This window comes from Brevibacterium sp. CS2, from assembly GCF_005280295.1.
Classification (GTDB): domain Bacteria; phylum Actinomycetota; class Actinomycetes; order Actinomycetales; family Brevibacteriaceae; genus Brevibacterium; species Brevibacterium pityocampae.
On the sequence record NZ_CP040020.1, the window covers coordinates 183,196 to 205,263 of the forward strand.

General features: G+C 71.0%; 18 protein-coding genes. 5 read left to right on the top strand and 13 right to left on the bottom strand.

Annotated features, from left to right (window positions below):
* Position 1: 1 nt before the first annotated feature.
* The 4 genes from FDF13_RS00875 to FDF13_RS00890 all read right to left on the bottom strand — a co-directional run bounded on the left by FDF13_RS00875 (position 2) and on the right by FDF13_RS00890 (position 3,439).
* Positions 2-823, bottom strand: coding sequence for a class I SAM-dependent methyltransferase (locus FDF13_RS00875; RefSeq protein WP_137318041.1), 822 nt, complete (start codon positions 821-823; stop codon positions 2-4).
* Positions 820-1,440, bottom strand: coding sequence for a hypothetical protein (locus tag FDF13_RS00880; RefSeq protein WP_137318042.1), 621 nt, complete (start codon positions 1,438-1,440; stop codon positions 820-822). The genes FDF13_RS00875 and FDF13_RS00880 overlap by 4 nt, the downstream gene beginning before the upstream one ends.
* A 189-nt stretch (positions 1,441-1,629) precedes the next feature.
* On the bottom strand, positions 1,630-2,316 hold the full coding sequence (locus FDF13_RS00885) for a bifunctional 2-polyprenyl-6-hydroxyphenol methylase/3-demethylubiquinol 3-O-methyltransferase UbiG (RefSeq protein WP_137318043.1): 687 nt from the start codon (positions 2,314-2,316) through the stop codon (positions 1,630-1,632).
* 199 nt (positions 2,317-2,515) lie between these two features.
* Positions 2,516-3,439 (bottom strand): LysR family transcriptional regulator, encoded by a 924-nt coding sequence (locus tag FDF13_RS00890; RefSeq protein WP_247618257.1) that lies wholly within the window; start codon positions 3,437-3,439, stop codon positions 2,516-2,518.
* A gap of 324 nt (positions 3,440-3,763) precedes the next feature.
* Between FDF13_RS00890 and FDF13_RS00895 the strand changes: the two genes are divergently transcribed.
* The 4 genes from FDF13_RS00895 to disA all read left to right on the top strand — a co-directional run bounded on the left by FDF13_RS00895 (position 3,764) and on the right by disA (position 10,006).
* Positions 3,764-4,936, top strand: a complete 1,173-nt coding sequence (locus tag FDF13_RS00895) for an FAD-binding oxidoreductase (RefSeq protein ID WP_137318044.1) — start codon at positions 3,764-3,766, stop codon at positions 4,934-4,936.
* A gap of 168 nt (positions 4,937-5,104) precedes the next feature.
* The gene (locus FDF13_RS00900) at positions 5,105-6,667 is read left to right on the top strand and encodes an aldehyde dehydrogenase family protein (protein ID WP_137318045.1); all 1,563 of its coding nucleotides are present in this window, start codon (positions 5,105-5,107) and stop codon (positions 6,665-6,667) included.
* 545 nt (positions 6,668-7,212) lie between these two features.
* Positions 7,213-8,619, top strand: coding sequence for a DNA repair protein RadA (gene radA / locus FDF13_RS00905; protein ID WP_137318046.1), 1,407 nt, complete (start codon positions 7,213-7,215; stop codon positions 8,617-8,619).
* A 274-nt stretch (positions 8,620-8,893) separates the two neighbouring features.
* Positions 8,894-10,006: a DNA integrity scanning diadenylate cyclase DisA gene (disA, locus tag FDF13_RS00910; protein WP_348983861.1), complete on the top strand. Its 1,113-nt coding sequence runs from the start codon at positions 8,894-8,896 to the stop codon at positions 10,004-10,006.
* 18 nt (positions 10,007-10,024) lie between these two features.
* Here disA and FDF13_RS00915 read toward each other — a convergent pair whose 3' ends face one another.
* Positions 10,025-10,690 (bottom strand): hypothetical protein, encoded by a 666-nt coding sequence (locus tag FDF13_RS00915; RefSeq protein ID WP_137318047.1) that lies wholly within the window; start codon positions 10,688-10,690, stop codon positions 10,025-10,027.
* A 478-nt stretch (positions 10,691-11,168) separates the two neighbouring features.
* Here FDF13_RS00915 and FDF13_RS00920 point away from each other — a divergent pair, with 478 nt between their 5' ends.
* The gene (locus FDF13_RS00920) at positions 11,169-12,119 is read left to right on the top strand and encodes an A/G-specific adenine glycosylase (protein WP_175406790.1); all 951 of its coding nucleotides are present in this window, start codon (positions 11,169-11,171) and stop codon (positions 12,117-12,119) included.
* Positions 12,120-12,168: 49 nt separating this feature from the next.
* Here FDF13_RS00920 and FDF13_RS00925 read toward each other — a convergent pair whose 3' ends face one another.
* From FDF13_RS00925 to FDF13_RS00960, 8 genes are all read right to left on the bottom strand, one after another.
* Complete coding sequence (locus tag FDF13_RS00925) at positions 12,169-12,702, bottom strand: amino-acid N-acetyltransferase (RefSeq protein ID WP_137320295.1); 534 nt, start codon at positions 12,700-12,702, stop codon at positions 12,169-12,171.
* 747 nt (positions 12,703-13,449) lie between these two features.
* Entirely contained in the window at positions 13,450-16,074 is a 2,625-nt protein-coding gene (locus tag FDF13_RS00930; protein WP_137318049.1) for an ATP-dependent Clp protease ATP-binding subunit, read from the bottom strand.
* 403 nt (positions 16,075-16,477) lie between these two features.
* Positions 16,478-16,804 (bottom strand): Lsr2 family protein, encoded by a 327-nt coding sequence (locus tag FDF13_RS00935; RefSeq protein ID WP_302630562.1) that lies wholly within the window; start codon positions 16,802-16,804, stop codon positions 16,478-16,480.
* A 10-nt stretch (positions 16,805-16,814) separates the two neighbouring features.
* Entirely contained in the window at positions 16,815-17,108 is a 294-nt protein-coding gene (locus tag FDF13_RS00940) for a hypothetical protein (RefSeq protein ID WP_137318051.1), read from the bottom strand.
* A 328-nt stretch (positions 17,109-17,436) separates the two neighbouring features.
* Positions 17,437-18,972, bottom strand: coding sequence for a lysine--tRNA ligase (lysS, locus tag FDF13_RS00945; protein ID WP_137318052.1), 1,536 nt, complete (start codon positions 18,970-18,972; stop codon positions 17,437-17,439).
* Positions 18,973-19,122: 150 nt separating this feature from the next.
* Entirely contained in the window at positions 19,123-20,016 is an 894-nt protein-coding gene (locus FDF13_RS00950) for a Rossmann-like and DUF2520 domain-containing protein (RefSeq protein WP_137318053.1), read from the bottom strand.
* Positions 20,017-20,103: 87 nt separating this feature from the next.
* Complete coding sequence (locus FDF13_RS00955; RefSeq protein ID WP_137318054.1) at positions 20,104-21,372, bottom strand: globin domain-containing protein; 1,269 nt, start codon at positions 21,370-21,372, stop codon at positions 20,104-20,106.
* Between the two features lie 185 nt (positions 21,373-21,557).
* Positions 21,558-22,061, bottom strand: coding sequence for an Rrf2 family transcriptional regulator (locus FDF13_RS00960; RefSeq protein WP_137318055.1), 504 nt, complete (start codon positions 22,059-22,061; stop codon positions 21,558-21,560).
* Positions 22,062-22,068 lie beyond the last annotated feature (7 nt).

Here is a 22,068-nt window from a genome sequence, read left to right on the forward strand (position 1 = left end):
CCTAACGGGTGATGAGGGCGACGCTGTGGGCGACGGTGAACCAGGCGTCGGGGCCCTCGCCCCAGGTGCGCCAGCCGTCGGCGATCCGCTCGAGCTCCTCCTGGGAGGCGAACCCGTAGGCCACGATGTCCTCGGCGAGCGCGGTGCGTGAGACGCGGTCGGCCCAGGTCTGCGACCACCAGCCGCAGTCCTCCGGGTTCGCGAACACCCACGGCCGGGACAGGTAGTCGACCGCGGCCGGCCCGTGGCCGAGCACCCGCGGGGCCGCGGCGTTCGTCCAGGCGCGGAGGAACACCCCGGCATCGGGCTCGCCGCCGTTGCGCCGGGCCGTCTCCCGGTAGAGCTCGAGCCAGCGGCTGATCTCCGGGGACTCGGGGTGCCAGCGGAAGCCGGCGTAGTCGGATTCCGTGACGGACACGGTGCCGCCCGGGCGGACCACGCGGATCGCCTCGGCGAGTGCGGTCACCGGATCCGCGACGTGCTGGAGCACCTGGTGGATGTGGACGGCATCGAAGAAGGCGTCCTCGAAGGGCAGCTCATGGCAGTCGGCGACGACGACGTCGATCATGTCGACGCCGCGCCGCTGCGCCTCCGCACGGGTGAGGGCGGCGCTCTCCTCGGCCCGCTCCACCGCGGTCACGTGCGCCACGTGCCCGGCGAGGTCGCAGGTGATCGTGCCGGCGCCGGAGCCGATGTCGAGGATCCGCATCCCGGGCTCGAGGCGTGCGAGCAGGTCCGGTGCGCAGCGCTGCGCGGTGCGCCACGAGTGGGAACGGATCACCGACTCCGCGTACCCGTGGGTGTACTTCGGCTGTGCGCTCATCGCAGCTCCTTCAGCAGGTCCTTGAACCAGGCCCGCCATTCCTCGACGGCGCCTGCGCTGCCCAGTCTGCTGATCTGGAAGGCCGCAGTGCTCCGCACATCCGCACTGCGGACAGCCTCCCGGCCGGATTCGCCCGCTGCGCCCTCGGCCTGCTTCCGATCGCGGGTCGGGGCCGTGGCGCCGATCGTCGCGGTCACGCGGGTGCCGTCGGCGAGCTTCGCCCGCCAGTACTGCCACTTCTCCGTGCCCGAGGTGGTGGGCTCCTCCGCGAAGTCGACCCCACCCAGCCCGGTGCGGCCGGCCATGAGGGTTTCGACGGCGGCGAGCACCTGTGCGGGGTCGCCGGGCAGTGTCTTCGACACGCTGACCTGGAAGGTGCCGTCGCTCACCTGGCCCGGGAGGCGGCGGCCGATCTGCTGCTCAAAGGCGACGGCGGCGCTCTGCGCCCACCAGCCGGCGTTGTCGACCTTCCCCCGGAACAGCGTGTGGGCGGCCGCGGCGAGCCCGGCGTGATCGGTGTCCGCACCGCCGGCGGCATCGAGGGCGGCGCTGATCTCCGACCACGGCAGGCCGGTGGCGGATTCGATGGCGGCGGTGCTGCCGGGCCGGGTGGTCATGGCGTGCGGTCCTCCGTGGAGTGGGAGAGGCGTCGTGGGACGGACACTGTGGGCCGGGCGCTGGGAGCCGGGGGACGGGCGCCCCGGGATGGGCACTGCGGCTCGGGATGCTGCAGGCTGCGGTGCAGGAGCCGCGGGAGCCGCCCCGCAGGCGCGGCGGCCGCTCGTGCGGACGGGCTTCCGACCCGCTCAGCGTCCGGGGGTGGCGATCGCGACGAGGAAGTCGCCCGGGTCGGTGAAGGGGCGCAGCGTCCATGTCGAGAAGCGCTGGACCAGCGTGAGCCCGGCGGCGGCGAGGTCGGCGTCGAAGTCGTCGAAGTCGTAGCCGCGGCCGGCCCCGAACCCGCACACGAGCCTGCCGTCGGGGCGCAGCGCACCGGCGAGGTTGCCCATCACCGCCGAGCGGCTGGTCGGGTCGAGGAAGGTCATGACGTTGCCGGCGGAGACGATGACGTCGAAGCCGGGCCGGTCGCTCTCCGGGGCGGCCTCCGGTCGTCCGAGGAGGTCGGTGGAGGCATGTGCACCGAGGTCCCGCATGTCCCGCCCCTCGTCGAGCGCGGCGAAATCGAAGCGGGCGAGGTCCCCGACGTACCAGTCCGCGCCGGGATAGGTCTCCTGCGCTTCGGCGATGAGGTAGTCGTCGAGGTCGACGCCGACGACCTCGTGACCGCGCTCGGCGAGGTATCCGCCCACCCGGCCGGTGCCGCAGCCGGCGTCGAGGATCCGACTGCCGCGCTCGGCGAGCGCGTCGACGAACCGCGCCTCCCCGTCGAGGTCGAGCCCCTGGGCGGCGAGGTCCCGCCAGCGCTGGACGTAGCGCGCGGAGTGCTCCGGGTCCCGCTCCCGCATCTCGTCCCACCTGTGCGTGTAGCTCATGGCGCCATCCTACGGACTCCCGCGGACACCGCCGAGGGACGTGCGGGCCGGCTGCGCACGGCGCCCCGTCCTGCCCTCGCCCTTTCCCGCCCTCAACCCAGGCCGCCCTCACCTCGGGTTGACCTCAACCCAGGCAACCCAGGCCGCACTCGACCCAGGCCCAACCTGCCCTCGCCTCGGGCCGGGTGAGCGCGGCGGGTCAGTCGGCGGCGAGGCTGAGCTCGGTGAAGACCTCGCCGAGCACGTCGACGACGTGGGCGATCGCCGGCTGCTCGGCCATCCGCTCGTGCACCATGATGACGATCCGCCGGCCGCCGGCGGCGATCCCCGGGACCAGCCGCGCGGTGCTCGGCGCGAGCGACATCATCACCGGGGTCGCGAGCGTGTAGCCCATGCCGCTGCCGACCATCGCGAGCGCCACCGCGGAGTCGACGACGATGTGGGATTCGCGCGGCGCGAAACCGAGCTCCGCACACGCGAAGCGCATCGCGCGGCCGAAGGTCGACTCGTTGCGCGGCAGGATCCAGGACGCGGCGGCGAGCTCCTCCACGGTGGGGTCGGGGAGGTGGGCGGCGGCCACGACGCCGAACCGCTCGGAGCGCATGGTGTGCATGAGGAGTCCGCGCTGCGGGGCGAGCGGGGAGGACGGGTAGTCGATCCCGATGCCCACGTCGATCCGGCCCTCGAGCACGGCCGACTGCATGACCTCGACGTCGACCTCGCGCGCCTGCAGGCTGATGCCGGAGCCGGAGAGCTTGGCGGCCGCCGGGCCGAAGGCCACGACCGAGGCGGAGCCGAACACCCCGAGCGTCACCCCGTGGAGACTGCCCTCCACCCGTCCGCGCACCGCCTGGGCCGCCTGCTCCTCGGCGGCGAGCACGGCGCGCGCCCGGCCGAGCAGAAGCTGCCCGGTCTCGGTGAGCGCGAGCCCGCGGCCGGACTGCACGACGAGGTCGGTGCCCACGACCCGCCGCAGGGCACTCATGTGCTGGCTCACCGCCCCGGGCGTGTAGCCGAGCACTCGGGCGGCAGCGGTCATCGTGCCGTGGTCGGCCACCGCGACGAAGGTCCGCAGCTGGCCGAGAGTCCAGTTCATCGAGCCCTGCATCGTGCTCTGCGCCATCCCCGCTCCTTCTGACCACCCAGGGGGCGACACCCTATCCATCAAGCGTCGGCACGGGGACTGCCCACCGGCCACCGCCCACCAGCCGACCCTGCATCAATCCTATGCGCGATTCAGTATCACTGATAGCACTGTTGACGTTCTATCGCTTGTCTGAACCTCGCCGAGACCGCACGATGAAGGAACAGTGATCTCCGTCACAGGAGACGGCTCCGGGTGGCATGGATCGCTGTGCACCACGGATCTCCGTCACCGCACGGGATCCGAGCAGCGCACGACCGCACCCGGTCGCCGCGCACAGTTCCCTTCGCAGCGGGAGGACCGATGACCACGGGATCGACACCCCAGGTGGCCCCGTCCCATGCCTCCGTCGTCGTCATCGGCGGCGGCATCATGGGCGCGGCCACAGCGCACTACCTCGCCGAGGCCGGAGTCGAGGACGTCGTCCTCGTCGAACGCGACGAGCTCGGCAGCGGCTCGACCTCGAAGGCGGCCGGCGGGCTCCGCTCGCAGTTCTCCGACGAGGTCAACATCGCCCTCGGGGCGCGCAGCCTCGAGACGTTCCGCCGGTTCGCCACGGACTTCGACCACGACATCGACCTCGTCACGAGCGGCTACCTGTTCCTCCTCGACAACGACGAGGACGCGGCCGCCTTCGAGCGCAATGTCGCACTCCAGCAGTCGCTCGGCCAGGCCTCGCGGATGGTCTCCGTCGCCGAGGCGGCCGCCCTGTCCCCGATCATCAGCACCACCGGCCTGGTCGCCGGGGCCTTCAACCCGGAGGACGCCCACTGCACGCCCGAGGCGGCCGTCGCCGGGTTCGCCCGCGCCGCCCGCCGCCGCGGGGTCACCGTGTGCAAGCACACCGAGGTCACCGACATCCTCGTGGAGGACGGCGCGGTCACCGGGGTGGAGACGAGCCGCGGGCCGATCGCCACGGACACCGTGGTGTGCGCCGCCGGCGTGTGGTCGCAGGCACTCGGGGCGATGGCCGGCGTCGAGCTGCCGGTGACGCCGCTGCGTCGCCAGATCATGGTCACCGAGCCGGTCGACTTCGACGCCCGGTCGCTGCCGTTCACCATCGACTTCTCCACCTCGTTCTACTTCCACTCCGAGGGCGACGGGCTGCTCATGGGCGCGCCCGAGGTCGCTGACGTGCGCGAGTTCGACATGCACCGCGATCCCGAGTGGGCGGAGCACCTGTCCGGGCTCATCAGCCGCCGCGCCCCCGCGCTCGAGGACGTGTGCGCGCGCAGCGGCTGGGCCGGCCTCTACGAGTGCACCCCGGACCACAACGCACTCATCGGCTCGGCCGAGGAGGTCAGCGGCTTCCTCTACGCCTGCGGGTTCTCCGGCCACGGCTTCCTCCAGGGCCCGGCCGTCGGCGAGGTCATGCGCGACCTCTACCTGGGCCGACAGCCCTTCGTCGACGTCAGCCCGATGGGCGTCGGCCGCTTCAGCACCGATGAGCTCCGCGTCGAGCTCAACATCGTGTGAGCGCCCGGGTCGGCCGAGCCGCGGGGCACCTCGGCGCCGAGGTGCCCCACCGGCAGGGCACCTCGGCGCCGGTGATCCCGCACCCCGAACCGGCTCCCTGTGAGCCATGACACGATGACAGCAGACCGCTCCACGACCGTGAGCACACCGCTCCAGAGAGGACACACCATGACCGCTCCCGACTCCACGACGACCGCCCTCCCCACCGAGGACGCGATCATCGACCTCGCCCGCAGCGGCCTGTCCGCGTGCGGCGCCGACCTCGACGCGCTGCTCGCCGGCGGCGCCGAGGCGTCGTCCACGATCACGCTCCGCTCCCCGATCACCGGCCAGGTGCTCGGGCAGATGGCCGCGGACACCGCGGAGTCCGCGACAGACACGATCGGGAAGGCGCACGAGGCGTTCCTCGCCTGGCGCGACGTGCCCGCCCCGGTGCGCGGCATGGTCGTGCAGCGCTGGGGCCAGCTCCTCACCGAGCACAAGGAGGACCTCGCCAAGCTCGTCACCCTCGAGGCCGGGAAGACCCCGTCCGAGGCTGCGGGCGAGGTGCAGGAGATGATCGACATCTGCGAGCTCGCCGTCGGCCAGTCCCGGCAGCTGTTCGGCAAGACCCTGCCGAGCGAGCGGCCCGGCCACCGGCTCATGGAGACCTGGCACCCGCTCGGCGTGGTCGGCATCATCTCCGCCTTCAACTTCCCCGTCGCCGTCTACTCGTGGAACACCGCGCTCGCCCTGATCTGCGGCGACTCCGTGGTGTGGAAGCCCTCGGAGGTGTCCACGCTGTCGGCGGTCGGGGCGAACGCGCTGCTGACCCGCGCGATCGAGGAGAAGGGCGGCCCGGCCGGCCTCAACGGGCTGCTCGTCGGCGAGCGCGCGATCGGCGAGGCGCTCGTCGACGATCCGCGCGTCGAGCTCCTGTCGGCGACCGGCTCGGTGCGGATGGGCCGCGAGGTCGGCCCGCGGGTGGCGCAGCGGTTCGGCCGCTCACTGCTCGAGCTCGGCGGCAACAACGCCGCGATCGTCACCCCGAGCGCGGACATCGATCTGGCGCTGCGCGGCGTCGTGTTCGCCGCAGCCGGCACCGCCGGGCAGCGCTGCACGACGCTGCGCCGCCTCATCGTCCACTCCGACATCGCCGGCGAGCTCGTCGACAAGATCGTCGCCGCCTACGGCACGCTGAGCATCGGCTCCCCGACCGCCGAGGGCGTGCTCGTCGGACCGCTCGTCAACCAGGCGTCCTACGAGAAGATGCAGGCCTCGCTCGAAGCCGCACAGGCGCAGGGCGGCGAGGTGCTGTGCGGCGGCACCCGCGTGCTCGCCGATGCCGCGGCCGACGCCTACTACGTCGAGCCCGCCGTCGTGCGGATGCCGGGTCAGACGGAGATCGTCGAGGACGAGACCTTCGCGCCGATCCTCTACGTCATGGAGTACACCGACTTCGATGCTGCGATCGAGCTCAACAACGCGGTGCCGCAGGGGCTGTCCTCGGCGGTGTTCACCTCCGACCTGTCCGAGGCGGAGCGGTTCATCGCCCGCTCGGACACGGGGATCGCGAACGTCAACATCGGCACCTCGGGTGCGGAGATCGGCGGGGCGTTCGGCGGCAACAAGGAGACCGGCGGCGGGCGCGAGTCCGGCACCGACTCCTGGCAGGCCTACATGCGCCAGGCGACGAACACCGTCAACTACTCCGGCGAGCTGCCGCTGGCCCAGGGCGTCGAGTTCCTCTGAGCCGGGGCTCCCGGGCAGGCGGGCGCGGTTGCCCCGTTCCCGGGCAGGCGGGCGCGGTTGCCCCGTTCCCGGGTAGGAGGGGTTCCCCGTCCCCAGGCAGGCGGGCGCGGTTGCCCCGTTCCCGGGTAGGAGGGCTCCCGGTTCCCGGGTAGGCGGGGCTTCCGGGGCATTCCAGTGCGGTTCCCCGGTTACCGGGTCATTCCAGTGCGGTTCCCCGATTCCAGGGTCACTCCAGTGCGGTTCCACGATTACCGAGTCACACCAGTGCGGATACTCGCCGGTAAGCGCACTGAACCGACTCAGGAACACCTGACGCCGCTGCGTTCTGCGGCCCACCGATGCCGCCGCTCCGTCCGGGAGCGGCGGCATCGTCGTGTCCGGGTGCGCTGTCGAGTCCGAGGTGGACCACCGAGTTCGTTGGCCCCCGTCCCCGAGGCGGATCGCCGGGTCCGAGGTGGTCGCCTCGCCCGCGGCGGGTCGCTGCAAGGTGGTCGCCGGGCCCGAGCCGAGGTGCCGTGTCCGGGGTGCGTGCCAGACTGAGGGCCATGGCATACACCTGCACCGAATGCGGTCATTCGAACCCCAAGTGGCTCGGCCGCTGCCCCCAGTGCCAGGCCTGGGGCACCCTCGAGGAGACCGGCCCGGCCGCCACGTCCGTGCGCACGAAGGCGAAGGCCGCCCCGGCCGGCCGTCGCGCCGCCCCCATCACCGGGGTCGACGGCACCCTGGCTCGTGCCCGGCCCACCGGGGTCGGCGAGTTCGACCGGGTGCTCGGCGGCGGCCTCGTGCCCGGCGCGGTGATCCTGCTCGCCGGCGAGCCCGGGGTCGGCAAGTCGACCCTGCTGCTCGACGTGGCCGCCCGGGCGGCGCGCGCCTCGGCCCGGGCGCTCTACGTGTCCGGCGAGGAGTCCGCCGGGCAGGTGCGACTGCGCGCGGAGCGGATCGGCGCACTTGAGGACTCGCTCCTCCTCGCCGCGGAGACCGACCTCGGCGTCGTGCTCGGGATGATCGATTCGGAGAAGCCCGACCTCCTCGTCATCGACTCGGTGCAGACTCTCGCCTCGAGCGATGTCGAGGGCGTGCCCGGCGGTGTCACCCAGGTGCGCGAGGTCGCCGCCGGGGTCATCCGCGCGGCCAAGGACCACGGCATCCCGACGATCCTCGTCGGCCACATCACCAAGGAGGGCACGGTCGCCGGGCCCCGCCTGCTCGAGCACCTCGTCGACGTCGTGTGCTCCTTCGAGGGCGACCGGCATTCGCGGCTGCGCCTGCTGCGGACCACGAAGAACCGGTTCGGCCCCGCGGACGAGGTCGGCTGCTTCGACATGACGGAGACCGGGATCGAGAGCCTCGCCGATCCCTCCGGGCTGTTCCTGTCGCGGTCGAACACGCGTGCGCCGGGCACGTGCCTGGCGGTGAGCCAGGAGGGCCGCCGGCCGATGGTCGTCGAGGTGCAGGCGCTCGTCGAGGAGTCCGCGGCGGGCAATCCGCGGCGCACCGTGAGCGGTGTCGACGGCAACCGGGTGGCGATGAACATCGCGGTGACCTCGAAGTACACCAAGCTCGGCAAGCACGACGTGTTCGTCGCGACCGTCGGAGGGGTGCGGGTGAGCGAACCGGCCGCGGACCTCGCGGTGTGCCTGGCGCTCGTATCCGCCGCCGTCGACCGCCCGCTGTACTCGCGACTCGTGGCGATCGGTGAGATCAGCCTGTCCGGGGAGATCCGCAATGTCCCGAACGTCGGACTCCGGCTGGCCGAGGCCGCCCGGCTCGGGGTGACGAACGCCGTCGTGGCGCGCGGGGCGCTGGAGAACGTCCCGGTCCCGGCGGGGATGCGGGTCAAGGAGTGCGAGACGGTCATCGATGCGATCGACGTCGTGCTCACCGGCGCCGAGGAGACCCGGCCGGTGTGGAAGGGCAGCCGCGCACCGGGACAGGAGGCACCAGTGTAGGTGGGCGCGGTGTAGGTGGGCGCGGTGTAGGTGGGCGCAGGCGCAGGAGGTGTGAGCGCAGGCGTGGCGCCGGGCGCAGAAGTCGTGGGTGCGCGCTTGAGTTCCGACCCCGACCCCAGCGGGGTGGTCGCTCGCGTGCCGCCGCCGACCGCAAGCCGGGTTGTCGGTATCGATACAGTTTCGAACCCCATTCGTTACCTGCAGCACCGGTCGTGCCGCACCCCTGATCGATAGGCTGGAGGGGTCCTCCCCCTTGCTCCGAAAGGCCTTGCCGGTGCGCACCCATTCCAATCCGCACATCCTCGACCCCCAGTCGGAGGAGGACCGGGCGAGCGGCGATCTGCTCCTCTCCACCCTCGCCGCGGCCGCCCCCGGGACGGAGCTCCGCGACGGCCTCGAGCGGATCCTGCGCGGGCGCACCGGTGCGCTCATCGTGCTCGGCAGCTCGCGCACCGTGGAGTCGATCTCCACCGGCGGCTTCCCCATCGACATCGAGTTCTCCGCCACCCGGCTGCGCGAGCTCGCGAAGATGGACGGGGCGATCGTCCTCGACCGCGGCGCCTCGCGCATCCACTCCGCCGGCGTCCAGCTGCTCCCCGACCCGGCGATCGACACGACCGAGTCCGGGACCCGCCACCGCACCGCCGAGCGCGTGGCCAAGCAGACCGGGTTCCCGGTGATCTCGGTGAGCCAGTCGATGCAGATCGTGCAGATCTACGTCCACAACTCCCGGCACGTCCTCCAGGTGTCCGACCGGATCCTGTCCCACGCCAACCAGGCCCTCGACACGCTCGAGCGCTACAAGGCGCGGCTCGACGAGGTCACCGGCACGCTGACCTACCTCGAAGTCGTCGACCGCGCCACGCTCGCCGACGTCCTCGTCGTCCTCCAGCGCCAGGAGATGGTGCGCCGGATCTCCGCGGAGATCTCCACCTACATCCTCGAGCTCGGGCAGGACGGACGGCTCGTCACGCTCCAGCACGAGGAGCTCATGGGTTCGTTCGGCAACGTCCAGTTCAACCTGCTGCGCGACTACATCGATGCGATCCCCGAGCACGGGGAGATCGACGACGTCATGCGCAACCTCTCCCGCCTGTCCGGCAGCGAGCTCGTCGACATCGACGTCGTCGCCCGCTCGATCGGCTCCTCGGCGGCGAGCGAATCGCTCGACCGCCACGTCTACCCGCTCGGCTACCGGGTGCTGTCCTCGATGCGACGCGTCCCCTCGCTCGTCGTCGAGCGGCTGGCCGAGCACTTCGGTCGCTTCACCGAGCTCCTCGCCGCCGACGTCACCGAGCTCAAATCGGTCGAGGGCGTGGGCGAGCACCGGGCACGGATCGTGCGCGAGGGCCTCAACCGGATCGTGGAAGAGGCGACCGAGAGCTGAGGCCCGGCGCGGCTCCGGTCACTCGCCGGTGTCCTCCTCGCCGGAGTCCTCCTCGACGGATTCCTCGGACGGCTCCTCGGTGGGCTCCGGGGCGGTGATCTCGAACTCGACGGGTTCGCTCTCCGTCTCCCCCAGCGAGGTCACGAGCTCGTACTTCCCGCCCTCGAAGCCCTCGGCCATGCGGTTGCAGTTCTTGTCCACGGGCTCCACGGTCCACTTGAGCGCCGCGCGCTTCTCCGACCCGGCGGCGAACACGACCTCGGCCTCGGCGGCGTCGCCGTCGGCCTCGGGGTCCGCGCAATACTCCGAGCTCCACACCGTCTCCCCGTCCTTGCGGACGGTGAAGGTCTGCTCGCTCGTGCCGACCGCGATCCGGCAGGCGGCGTCGTGGGTGTTCGTGACGATGAGCTCGAGGGTGGCGCTCGCCCCGGGGTCGTAGGACTTCTCATTGGTCGCCGCCCCCACGGTCACCGCCTCCGTCGGGCAGGCTCCGCTCGCGTCGTCGCCGGTGGGCATGGGCGCGGTGGGCTCCGCGGTCTCCGTCGGCTCCGCGACGGGGGCGGGATCCTCGGACGGGGACCGCAGCGCCTGGACGATGACGATGGTCGCACCGACGACGACGGCGAGGATGATCAGACCGAGCACGGCCACGGTCATCCGGCGGCGACGGTACACGGCATCCATGCCCTGTCCGCCGCCTCCGCGCCCGCTGCCCGAGCCGCCTCCGGTCGCCGAGGTGCGCGCACCTCGGGCCCGGTTCGCGGCCGGTCCGGCGCCGGGCGAACGGGGGCCGGTGGACGTGCGGCCACTAGACTGCGCTGAGGGGGAGCGCCCGCCTGCCGAGCCGCTGCTCCGGCCGGTGCCGCTCGCCTTCCCGGTGCCGCGGCGCGATCCGCCGGCAGCGGACTGACCCCCGCGGCGCCGGGCGCCGGAGGAGCCGGATGAGCGCGGGGGTTCGGAACCAGGACCACGGGTCGAAGGAGACATCATCTCGAGAGTAGAACGCCGGGCCGCGAACACCGCCCAGACACTCCGGATCCCGCACGAATCCCAGCTCGCACGGGTCCGGCGCACCGTCGTCGACTGGTTCGCCGCGCACGCCCGCGACCTGCCGTGGCGGGCGGAGGGCACCTCGGCATGGGGCATCCTCGTGAGCGAGGTGATGTCCCAGCAGACACCGATGGTCCGGGTCGCGCCGCGCTGGACGGAGTGGATGCGGCGCTGGCCCACCCCGGCGGACCTCGCGGACGCCTCCCCCGCCGAGGTGCTCCTCGCCTGGGACTCGCTCGGCTACCCGCGGCGCGCCCTGCGGCTGCGCGACACCGCGCGGGCGATCGCCGACGACCACGACAACGCGGTTCCGGTGGGTGAGGCGGCGCTGCGTGCACTGCCCGGGGTCGGCGACTACACCGCCGCGGCGGTCACCGCGTTCGCGCACCGACAGCCTGCAACCGTGCTCGACGTCAACATCCGGCGGGTGCTCGGCCGGGTGTTCGCCGGCCGCTCGCACCCGACTCCCGCACCCACCCGGGCCGAGCGCGACTGGGCCGCGGCCCTTGTGCCGACTGAGGAGCACGTCGAGTGGAACGCCGGGCTCATGGAGTTCGGGGCGCTCGTGTGCACCTCGCGGAACCCCGCGTGCGAAGAGTGCCCGTTGCAGGCCGAGTGCCGGTGGTTCGCCGCCGGGCGGCCGGCGGACGCCGGGCGGAAGCCCACGACCCAGGCCTGGCACGGCACGGACCGGCAGCTGCGCGGGGCGATCATGGCCGTGCTCCGCGCCGCCGGGCCGCCAGGCGCTGACGGTTCAGGCGCGCCGGCCGAGGCTGGCACCGCAGCCGGCGCGAACGAGGCGGCGGGATCCGATGCAGCAGCCGCGAGTGAGACTGCGCCGGCCGGGGCGGAGAAGGTGAGCGGCGTGGCGCGGGCGCTCCTCACCGCGGGCACTGCGGACCTCGACGCCGAGGCGCTCGCCGCGCTGCCCGACCGGGTCGAGGCGGCGGTGCTGCGGGTGCGGGAGCTCGGGGACTCCGAGCGGGTGGACCGGCTGGTGCGCGCGCTCGTCGCCGAGGGACTGGCCGCGGAGTCCGGCGGCGTCCTCCACCTCCCGCAGTAGCGGTGCGGGCAGGCGCGTGGGCAGGCGGGTGCGGGCAGGCGCGTACGGGTCAGAGGTGCTTGAGCATCCGTGAGTTGCCCAGGGTGTTCGGCTTGACGCGGGCGAGGTCGAGGAACTCGGCGGTGCCCTCGTCGTGGGAGTGGAGGAGCTCGACGTAGACCTCGGGCGACACCGGGGTGCCGGAGATCTCCTCGAAGCCGAGCGATTGGAAGAAGCGGGTCTCGAAGGTCAGGCAGAACACGCGGGAGACCCCGATGTCCCGGGCGTCGGCGAGGATCTGCTCCATGAGCGAGCGGCCGATGCCGCGCCCCCGGTAGTCGGGGTGGGTGGCGACGGTGCGCGCTTCGGCGAGGTCGTCCCACAGCACGTGGAGGGCCGCGCAGCCGACGACGACCTCCTGCGGCCCGGAGCGGTCGACGACGAGGCGGAACTCCTGGAGCGACTCGAAGTAGTTCACCGGGTCCTTCGCGACGAGGATCCGCGCCTCGGCGAGCGGCTCGACCAGCCCGCGGATCGCCTTGACGTCCGGGGTGCGCGCGCGGCGGATGAACAGTCCGCTCGGCAGTTCCCGGGCCTCGGGCAACGGCGGCGTCCCGGGGTCGAACCCGGCCGCAGCGGTCACCTGGGAGGCGGTGGCCCGCTCATGCGTGGTGGCCCGCTCATGCGTGGTGGGCGCCTCGGACACGGTGGGCGCCTCGGTGGCGGTGGTCGCCTGGGGTGCCGTGGTCGCCTCGGGCACGGTGGTCCGCTCGGGACCGGAGATCGGTGGCGTCGCGGGGTCGGCAGGCATTCCTCCATTCAACACCCGAGACTGCAATTTCCCAAGGTTCCTGAGAGCGGATCCGCCAAATAGCGCAAGGTCACGGTGCCTGAGCTCGGGCCGGCGAGCAGCGACGGAACGTCGACGCCGGGCCGTCGCTGCCGTGCCGGCTCCGCCGACTGCGCGGTATCCGATGATCGACGCTCAATTGCGCGCTCCGTTCTGGATACTCCGCAGTCGGTCGGTGATGGATCGGCCGCACCCGCTGCCGCATCCACCGCGCGCACCGAACACAGCGCGGACGCACCACCCGTTGCAGCACCCACCGAATCGCCCTCGACACAGCACCGACGCCGTACCCGGCACTCAGTAGACCCACCCGATACGCAGCACCGACGCCCCAACGCCGTCCTGACACAGCAGAATCCTGCGGTTCCGTTCTCAGGAACCGCAGGATTGTGCTGTATGAACCGCGAGCCGACCGGACGCAGCGGGCCGAGCTCAGCGGGCCGAGCTCAACCGACCAGACTCAATCGGCCGGACTCAGCCGACGGACCTCAGTGGGCCGGTTCAGAGGGTGCGCTCGGCGCCTCCGGCCGCGGCCCCTCCGGCGGGACCCTCGGAGGAGTCATCCGCATCCGGGTCCGCGTGCGAGGTGGCCGCCGCGTTCGCGACACCGGCCTCCGGGATGGCCCCGCTCACGTCCTCGGACTCGTCCGCGCCCACGGTCACCGGCACCCGCTCGGTGTCGCGGCCGTCGAACGTGAACTTGGCGTCCGCGCCCTCGCCCTCGACATCGACGAACACCGTCTGGCCCGAGTGCAGCTCGTCGAACAGGATCCGCTCCGAGAGCTGGTCCTCGATCTCCGACTGGATGGTGCGGCGCAGCGGGCGCGCACCGAGCACCGGATCGTAGCCGCGTTCGGCCAGCAGGTTCTTGGCCTCCTGGGTGACCTCGACCTTCATGCCCTTGTCCGCCAGGCGCTCGTCCAGGCGGGCGAGGAACAGGTCGACGATCCGCACGATCTCCGGCTTGCTCAGCTGCGGGAACACGATGGTGTCGTCCACGCGGTTGAGGAACTCCGGCCGGAAGTGCTGCTTGAGCTCGTCGTTGACGCGCTGCTTCATCCGCTCGTACGAAGTGGAGGTGTCCCCCTCGATCTGGAAGCCCAGCTGCTGACCCTTGGCGATGTCGCGCGTGCCGAGGTTCGTGGTCATGATGATGATGGTGTTCTTGAAGTCCACCTCACGACCCTGCGAATCCGTCAGACGCCCGTCCTCGAGGATCTGGAGCAGCGAGTTGAAGATGTCCGCGTGCGCCTTCTCGACCTCGTCGAACAGGACCACGGAGAACGGCTTGCGCCGCACCTTCTCGGTGAGCTGCCCGCCCTCCTCGTAGCCCACGTAGCCGGGAGGCGAGCCGAACAGCCGCGACACCGTGTGCTTCTCCGAGAACTCGCTCATGTCGAGCGAGATCAGCGAGGACTCGTCGCCGAACAGGAACTCCGCGAGCGCCTTGGCGAGCTCGGTCTTGCCGACGCCCGTGGGCCCGGCGAAGATGAACGAGCCCGAAGGCCGCTTGGGGTCCTTGAGGCCGGCGCGGGTACGGCGGATCGCCCGGGACACCGACTTGATGGCGTCCTGCTGACCGATGATCCGCTTGTGCAGCTCGTCCTCCATGCGGAGCAGCCGCGCGGACTCCTCCTCGGTGAGCTTGAAGATCGGGATCCCGGTCGCCGAAGCGAGCACGTCGGCGATGAGCTCCTCGTCGACGATCGCGGAGCCGTTCTTGGCGCCGGAGCGCCATTCCTTCTCCGCCTCGTCGTGCTTGGTCTGGAGCTTCATCTCCGCATCGCGCTCGTTGGCGGCGAGCTCGAAGTCCTGCGCGTCGATCGCCGCCTCCTTGCGATGGCGGGCCTCGACGATCTGCTCCTCGAGCTCCTTGATCTCCGGCGGGGTCGACAGCCGCGAGATCCGCAGCTTCGCGCCGGCCTCGTCGATGAGATCGATCGCCTTGTCCGGCAGGAACCGGTCGTTGACGTAGCGGTCGGAGAGGTTGACGGCTGCGGCGAGCGCACCGTCGGTGATCGTCACCTTGTGGTGCGACTCGTAGCGGTCGCGCAGACCCTCGAGGATCTTGATCGCGTCCGACAGCGAGGGCTCCGGGACCTGGATCGGCTGGAACCGGCGCTCGAGCGCGGCGTCCTTCTCGATGTTCTTCCGGTACTCGTCGAGGGTGGTCGCACCGATCGTCTGGAGCTCACCGCGGGCGAGCATCGGCTTGAGGATCGAGGCGGCGTCGATCGCGCCCTCGGCCGCGCCGGCACCCACGAGGGTGTGGATCTCATCGATGAACAGGATGATGTCGCCGCGGGTGCGGATCTCCTTGAGGACCTTCTTCAGGCGCTCCTCGAAGTCACCGCGGTAGCGGGATCCGGCGACGAGCGAGCCCAGGTCGAGCGTGTAGAGCTGCTTGTCCTTGAGCGTCTCCGGCACCTCGTCGTTGACGATCGCGGCGGCGAGGCCTTCGACGACGGCGGTCTTGCCGACGCCGGGCTCGCCGATGAGCACCGGGTTGTTCTTGGTCCGGCGCGACAGCACCTGCATGACCCGCTGCATCTGCTCCTTGCGGCCGATGACCGGGTCGAGCTTGCCCTCGCGGGCGGCGGCGGTGAGGTTGCGACCGAACTGGTCGAGGACGAGCGAACCCGAGGGCGTGCCCTCCTCGCGACCGCCGGCGGCCACCGGCTCCTTGCCCTGGTAGCCGGAGATCAGCTTGATGACCTCCTGGCGCACGCGCCCGAGGTCCGCGCCGAGCTTGACGAGCACCTGGGCGGCGACGCCCTCGCCCTCGCGGATGAGGCCGAGGAGGATGTGCTCGGTGCCGATGTAGGTGTGGCCGAGCTGGAGTGCCTCGCGGAGGCTGAGCTCGAGCACCTTCTTGGCACGCGGGGTGAACGGGATGTGGCCGCTCGGGGCCTGCTGTCCCTGGCCGATGATCTCGGTGACCTGTTCACGGACCTGGTCGAGCGAGATGCCCATGCCTTCGAGCGCCTTGGCGGCGACGCCCTCGCCCTCGTGGATGAGGCCGAGCAGGATGTGCTCGGTGCCGATGTAGTTGTGTTTGAGCAGCTTGGCCTCTTCCTGCGCCAAGACCACTACGCGACGGGCACGATCTGTGAACCGTTCGAACATTTGCCCCTCCTCGGTCTGTTGATTCCTTCGACTCTAACCACCGCTCGCGGCGATTTATTGCGGTTTCGCGGTCAGCCGAAAGGGATTCGGCTCACGGCGTAATCGCCGGGTGCGGCGGCGGGAATCCGCATGACCGCGCGGGGTGATCGTGGGATGAGCGCGAAGTGGGCGTGGGTGATCCGCCGTTCCCGAGGCGCGGGCCGGCTCGGGCACAGACCGCAACCCGCCGTACTGCGGAGTATCCGAGGATCGACGCGCAATTGCGCGTTCCGTTTCGGATACTCCGCAGTTCGACGAGGCACTGCGCAGGGAGGGGCGACGAACGGGCCGGCCCTCGCGAGGAGGACCGACCCGTTCGATGAACCGTCCGCGGTGGCGCTGCGGTTCAAGTACTGCGCGTAATTCAGTGCGCGGCGTCGTAGGCCTCGAACACCTCGGCCGGGATGCGGCCGCGGTCGGAGACGTCGTGGCCGTTGGCCTTGGCCCAGGCGCGCACCGTCGAGGTGTCCGCGCCGGTGCGCGAGGAGGCACCTGCACCGCCGCCGGTGCGGTGACGACCGGTGGAACGCTGGCGGGAGGCCACGCGGCGCGCCTTCTCGATGTACGGGGCGAGGGCCTCGCGCAGCTTGGCGGCGTTGGCGCTGGAGAGTTCGATCTCGTAGCTGTGCTGGTCGAGCGAGAAGCTCACGGTCTCCGCGGCCTCGCTGCCATCGATGTCGTCAGTCAGCATGAGTTTCATTTCACGAGCCATGTTCGGGGTCCTTTCGGGAGGTCGATTCGACCGGCACGGTGGAGTCGTGCGCAGGCGAATCGGATGCATTCAGTGCGTCGTGAGTCGGATCCGCTCCGGACGAACGGAGATCATTCGGATCACCCGTGGATTCCGGGGACTCACCCGCGGAATCTTCGTTCTCCGAATAGAAACGGTCCATCTCCCTCCGTTCGATGCTGTCGGCGCGGACCACGGAACGGATGACGTACCAGAAGAGCAGTCCGACACAGATCGAAGGAAGGAGGACTTTGACGTATTCCATAATGAATCCTAACCGACGAATACCGCCGCGGCGAATAGAGAGCTGAAATATGATCTGGACAACACGGTTATTCTCCCACCGCGTGATGAGCACTTCATGTGACCGCGCGCCGCATATGCTCGAATGTGCATATCATGGAACGCCGCATCCGGCCCGGATCGCGCCGATAAACCGCACCTGAGGCGAATGCACTCTGCGCGGGATATCGGCCGCCACCATCGATCACCTCGCAGTTGTGCGGGTCACCGCAGAACGCAGAACCGGATAACCGGAATTCGCAGTGTCGCTGACCACAGGGCGATCCATCTGACGATGAAGCGGAGTCCGCTCACTTCTCGAGCGGCTTGACGAGCGGGAAGAGCACCGTCTCCCGGATCCCCAGCCCGGTGAGCGCCATGAGCAGACGGTCGATCCCCATGCCCATGCCGCCGCTGGGCGGCATGCCGTACTCCATGGCCATGAGGAACTCCTCGTCCACCGCCATCGCCTCGTCGTCGCCGCGCGCGGCGTCGCGGGCCTGCGATTCGAAGCGCTCGCGCTGGATCACCGGGTCGATGAGCTCCGAATAGCCGGTGGCGAGCTCGAATCCGCGCACATAGAGATCCCATTTCTCCACCACGCCCGGCTTCGAGCGGTGCTCACGGGTGAGCGGCGAGGTGTCGAGCGGGAAATCGACGACGAATGTCGGCGCCCACAGCCGGTCGGAATAGAAGTGCTCCCACATCTCCTCGACGTATTTGCCGTGGCTGCGGAACACTCCTTCGAGATCGATATCGTATTTCTGCGCAATCTCCGCGAGCCGCTCCACGGTGGTCTCCGCGGTGATCTTCTCACCGACCTCCTCGGACAGCGAATCGTACATGCTCACGACGGCCCATTCGCCGCCGAAATCGTATTCCGTGCCGTCGGACAGGGTGACCTGGAGCGAACCGGTGGCATCGCGGGCGGCATTCTGGATGAGCGTCTTCGTGAGATCCGCGATCGAATGATAATCGCCATATGCCTGATAGGCCTCGAGCATCGCGAATTCCGGGGAATGCGTGGAATCCGCGCCCTCATTGCGGAAATTGCGGTTGATCTCGAACACGTTGTCGAGGCCGCCGACCACCGCCCGCTTGAGGAACAGCTCCGGGGCGATCCGCAGGAACAGCTCCATGTCGTAGGCGTTCATGTGGGTGGAGAACGGCCGGGCGGCGGCGCCGCCGTGGAGGGTCTGGAGCATGGGCGTCTCGATCTCCATGAAGCCGGTGTCCGCGAAGGTGCGGCGCAGGGAGATCATGACGTCGGAGCGGAGCTTGACCGCCTGGCGCGCGGCGTCGCGGGTGATGAGGTCGATGTAGCGCTGGCGCACCCGGGTCTCGTCGGTGAGCTCGGTGTGGAGCGCGGGCAGCGGACGCAGGGCCTTGGCCGCAAGCTGCCATTCCGAAGCCATGACGGAGAGCTCGCCGCGCTTGGACTTGATGACCCGGCCGCGGAGGAACACGTGGTCGCCGAGGTCGACGTCGGACTTCCAGGCGTCGAGCCGCTCCTTGCCGACCTCCTTCTGCGACAGCATGCCTTGGAGGCGGGTGCCGTCCCCGGCCTGCAGGGTGACGAAGCAGAGCTTGCCGGTATTGCGGAAGAACACGACGCGGCCGGCGACGGCGACGACGTCCTCGGTCTCCTCCCCGTCCTCGAGCGCGGGGTACGCCTCGCGCACCTCGGCCAGGGTGTGGGTGCGGGGCACGTGGACCGGGTAGGGCTCCTGCCCCTCCTCGAGCAGCCGGACGCGCTTGTCCTTGCGGATCCGCAGCTGTTCGGGGTCGAGGTGGTCCGGGGCGTCGGCCGGGGCAGCACCGGCCTGGGCGGGATCGAGTTCTGGCATGGCTCCAAGGCTACCGCGTGCGGTGCGCCCGGCAGGAATCCGCGGTTCCCGAGGCGCCCGCCGGCCTGGCAGGAATCCGCGGGTCCCGAGGCGCCCGCCGGCCCGGCAGACCACGCGCAGTCCCGGCCGCCCGGCCGGAATCAGAGCTTCTCAGCTCTCGAGGAGCTCGATGATCTGCAGGGCCTTGGCGTCGTCGATCGTGCCATTGCGCAGGGCACGGGCCACGGTCGCCCGGGCGAGCGCCCGGTACGTGTCCCCCACCTCGGTGGAGCCGGCCTCGACGGCCTGCTCGGAGAGCGCCTCGAGGTGAGCGCGCACGGTGTCGACGTCGCCGCGGCTCACGGGCCCGGTGAGCGCACCCGGCCCGGACTGCAGCGTGTTGTCGACGCTCGCGCGGAGCAGCGATGCGAGCACCCGCGGGGCGTCGTCGATGCCGAGCCCGGCGAGCACCTCGAGCGCCTGGCCGACGACCGCGACGGTGTGGTTCGAGGCGTGCGCGATCGCGGCGTGGTAGAGCGGGCGGTCGGCCTCGGCGACGACGATCGGCTCCGCGCCCATCTCGACGACGAGCGCCTGCCCGATCGGCAGCACGGTGCGGGCGGCGGTGACGGCGATCGTCGCCTCCTGCAGTCGCGGCAGGTCCATGCTCGTACCGGTGAAGGACAGCGAGGGGTGCAGGGCGATGGTGATGGCACCGGCCCGGGCGGCGGGCTCGAGCACCTCGGTGCCGAACCGGCCGGCGCAGTGCATGATGATCTGCCCGGGCTTGAAGCGGCCGAGTGCGGCGAGCCCGGACACGAGCTCGCCGAGCACGTCGTCGGAGACGGTGAAGAGGACGAGCTCGGCGCGCTCGACGACGGTCTCGATGTCGAGGACGGGCACACCGGGGAGCATCGCCTCGGCGCGGTCGCGGCTCGCCTCGGAGGTGGCGGTGACGCCGACGACGGCGTGACCGGCGGCCCGCAGCGCCCGGCCGATGACCGCACCGACCTTCCCGCAGCCGACGATGCCGACCCCGAGCCGGGTCTGATCCTCGAGATTCATCGCACTCCCTCCCCTGCCCGGAGCGTCCGCCGGGCCCAGTCCACACAGGCTACCGGGCGCCGACGGACGCAGTCGCCGTGGTGCGACTCAGGCGTCGAGCAGCCAGTCGTTCGGAGCGAACAGCTCGTAGTGGACGTCGGCGGCGGCGACGCCGCGCTCGTCCAGCTGCGTCCTGATGAACTGGAGGAACCCGTTGGAGCCGCAGATGTAGACGCTCGCGCCCTCCGGCAGCTCGACCGCACTGAGGTCCATGAGGCCTTCGCGGACCTCGCCCTGGAGCTCGGCGTCGGGGGTCCCGGTGCCGTACCAGGTGATCGCGGAGCCCTCGGCCAGACCGGCGGCGTACCCGGTGCGGGCGGCACCGAACGCGTCGACCTCGGCGGAGTCGTCGGCGTGGAGCGCGACCACGGTGCGGGCGGAACCGCTCGCGGCCAGGCTGTCGAGCATCCCGAGCATCGGGGTCACGCCGATCCCGGCGGAGATCAGCACGACCGGGTTCGTCGCCTGCGCGTCGAGCACGAGGTCGCCGGCGGGCAGGGTGACCTCGAGGGAGTCGCCCACCTGGACGTTCTCGCCGAGCCAGTTGGACACCTCGCCCTCGGGGGCGCTCTCCGTGGCACGGATCCGCTTGACGGCGAAGGACAGCTCGCCGGCCGCGCTGCCGCCGCGCACCAGGGAGTACTGGCGCAGCTGGCGGGCACCGTCGGGCAGGCGTGCGCCGACGGACACGTACTGCCCCGGGAGGTGCCCGGGCAGGTCCGCCGAGCCCTCGGCGGCGCGCACGGTGAAGTGGACGATGTCGCCGGGCAGGTCCCGGCGATCGACCACAGTGGTCGCACGGAACACGTCGCCGGGCTCCACCCGGGCCGAGCGGTAGAGGTCGTACTCGAAGTCGGTGAGGACGTCGGCCATGAGCCAGTACACGGAGTCCCAGGCCGCGGCGACGTCCGGGGTGACGACGTCCTCGCCGAGCACCTCGACGATCGCGGCGAAGAGGTTGTCGTGGACGATCTGGTACTGGTCCTTGGTGATGCCCAGGGACACGTGCTTGTGCCCGATCCGCGAGAGCAGGTTGACCGGGGCCGGGGCCTCGGGGTCGACGAGCATGGTGGCGAAGGTCGCCACGGAGGCGGCGAGCGCACGCTGCTGGGCACCCTGCTTCTGGTTGCCGCGGTTGAAGGTGTCGGCGATGAGCTCGGGGTGGGCCTCGAACATGCGGGAGTAGAAGATCGGGGTGATCTCGTTGATCTTCGACCCGACGAGCGGCAGGGTCGCCTTGATGATCTCCTCGTGCTCCGGGGTGAGGCCGATGGAGTCGAGTTCCTTCTCGTCGAGGTAGAGGTCGGACGTGCTCATGGATTCTCCTGAACTGTTGCGGATTCACACACCGCCGCCGGCGGCATGCCTGAGCTGGTGGAACATCTGTGGGGAGCGCGCGGGCACCGGGCCCGAGGCGGTCAGTGCCCGGGCATCGGACCGGGCCGGGCCCGAGGCGGTCGGTGCGCGGGCATCGGGTCGGGCAAGGCAGGGCAGGGCCGGGATCACGACACCGCTGCCGGTCTTCCGCAGTCCGGGCCGGCACGCTCGGAGGGAGGCACCGCAGGCCCGGGGTCGCCCGGCGAGCCGGTGAGCAGGGTCAGCAGCACGGGTCCGGTCGGGGAGTCGACGAGATCGCTGAGGCAGACCTCGTCGAGGACGGCGAGGAACGCCTGCTCCGCGCGGTCGAGAACGCTCTTGAGCCGGCAGTTCCCCCGCAGCGGGCAGGTCGAGCAGTCGACGACGGCGCCGACCCCTTCGAGCTCGCGGACGATCGAGCCGATCGGGCGGGTGCGGCCCTCCTCGGTGAGTGTGAGCCCTCCGGTGCGCCCGCGCCGTGAGGCGATGACGCCGGTCCCGGACAGTCGGGAGATCGCCTTCGCCAGGTGCGTCTCCGAGGCCTCGAGGCGCAGGGCGAGCTCGGCGGTGGTCATGCGCGTCCCGGCCTCGGCCGTGGCGAGCATCATGAGTGCGCGGAGGCCGAGGTCGGTGAACCGGGATACCTGCATGGCTCCA

Coding starts and splice junctions, on each gene's coding strand:
- FDF13_RS00875 (WP_137318041.1), bottom strand. CDS start 823: ATGAGCGCACAGCCGAAGTACACCCACGGGTACGCGGAGTCGGTGATC.
- FDF13_RS00880 (WP_137318042.1), bottom strand. CDS start 1,440: ATGACCACCCGGCCCGGCAGCACCGCCGCCATCGAATCCGCCACCGGC.
- FDF13_RS00885 (WP_137318043.1), bottom strand. CDS start 2,316: ATGAGCTACACGCACAGGTGGGACGAGATGCGGGAGCGGGACCCGGAG.
- FDF13_RS00890 (WP_247618257.1), bottom strand. CDS start 3,439: ATGGCGCAGAGCACGATGCAGGGCTCGATGAACTGGACTCTCGGCCAG.
- FDF13_RS00895 (WP_137318044.1), top strand. CDS start 3,764: ATGACCACGGGATCGACACCCCAGGTGGCCCCGTCCCATGCCTCCGTC.
- FDF13_RS00900 (WP_137318045.1), top strand. CDS start 5,105: ATGACCGCTCCCGACTCCACGACGACCGCCCTCCCCACCGAGGACGCG.
- radA (WP_137318046.1), top strand. CDS start 7,213: ATGGCATACACCTGCACCGAATGCGGTCATTCGAACCCCAAGTGGCTC.
- FDF13_RS00915 (WP_137318047.1), bottom strand. CDS start 10,690: ATGGATGCCGTGTACCGTCGCCGCCGGATGACCGTGGCCGTGCTCGGT.
- FDF13_RS00920 (WP_175406790.1), top strand. CDS start 11,169: ATGTCCCAGCAGACACCGATGGTCCGGGTCGCGCCGCGCTGGACGGAG.
- FDF13_RS00930 (WP_137318049.1), bottom strand. CDS start 16,074: ATGTTCGAACGGTTCACAGATCGTGCCCGTCGCGTAGTGGTCTTGGCG.
- FDF13_RS00935 (WP_302630562.1), bottom strand. CDS start 16,804: ATGCTGACTGACGACATCGATGGCAGCGAGGCCGCGGAGACCGTGAGC.
- FDF13_RS00940 (WP_137318051.1), bottom strand. CDS start 17,108: ATGGAATACGTCAAAGTCCTCCTTCCTTCGATCTGTGTCGGACTGCTC.
- lysS (WP_137318052.1), bottom strand. CDS start 18,972: ATGCCAGAACTCGATCCCGCCCAGGCCGGTGCTGCCCCGGCCGACGCC.
- FDF13_RS00950 (WP_137318053.1), bottom strand. CDS start 20,016: ATGAATCTCGAGGATCAGACCCGGCTCGGGGTCGGCATCGTCGGCTGC.
- FDF13_RS00955 (WP_137318054.1), bottom strand. CDS start 21,372: ATGAGCACGTCCGACCTCTACCTCGACGAGAAGGAACTCGACTCCATC.
- FDF13_RS00960 (WP_137318055.1), bottom strand. CDS start 22,061: ATGCAGGTATCCCGGTTCACCGACCTCGGCCTCCGCGCACTCATGATG.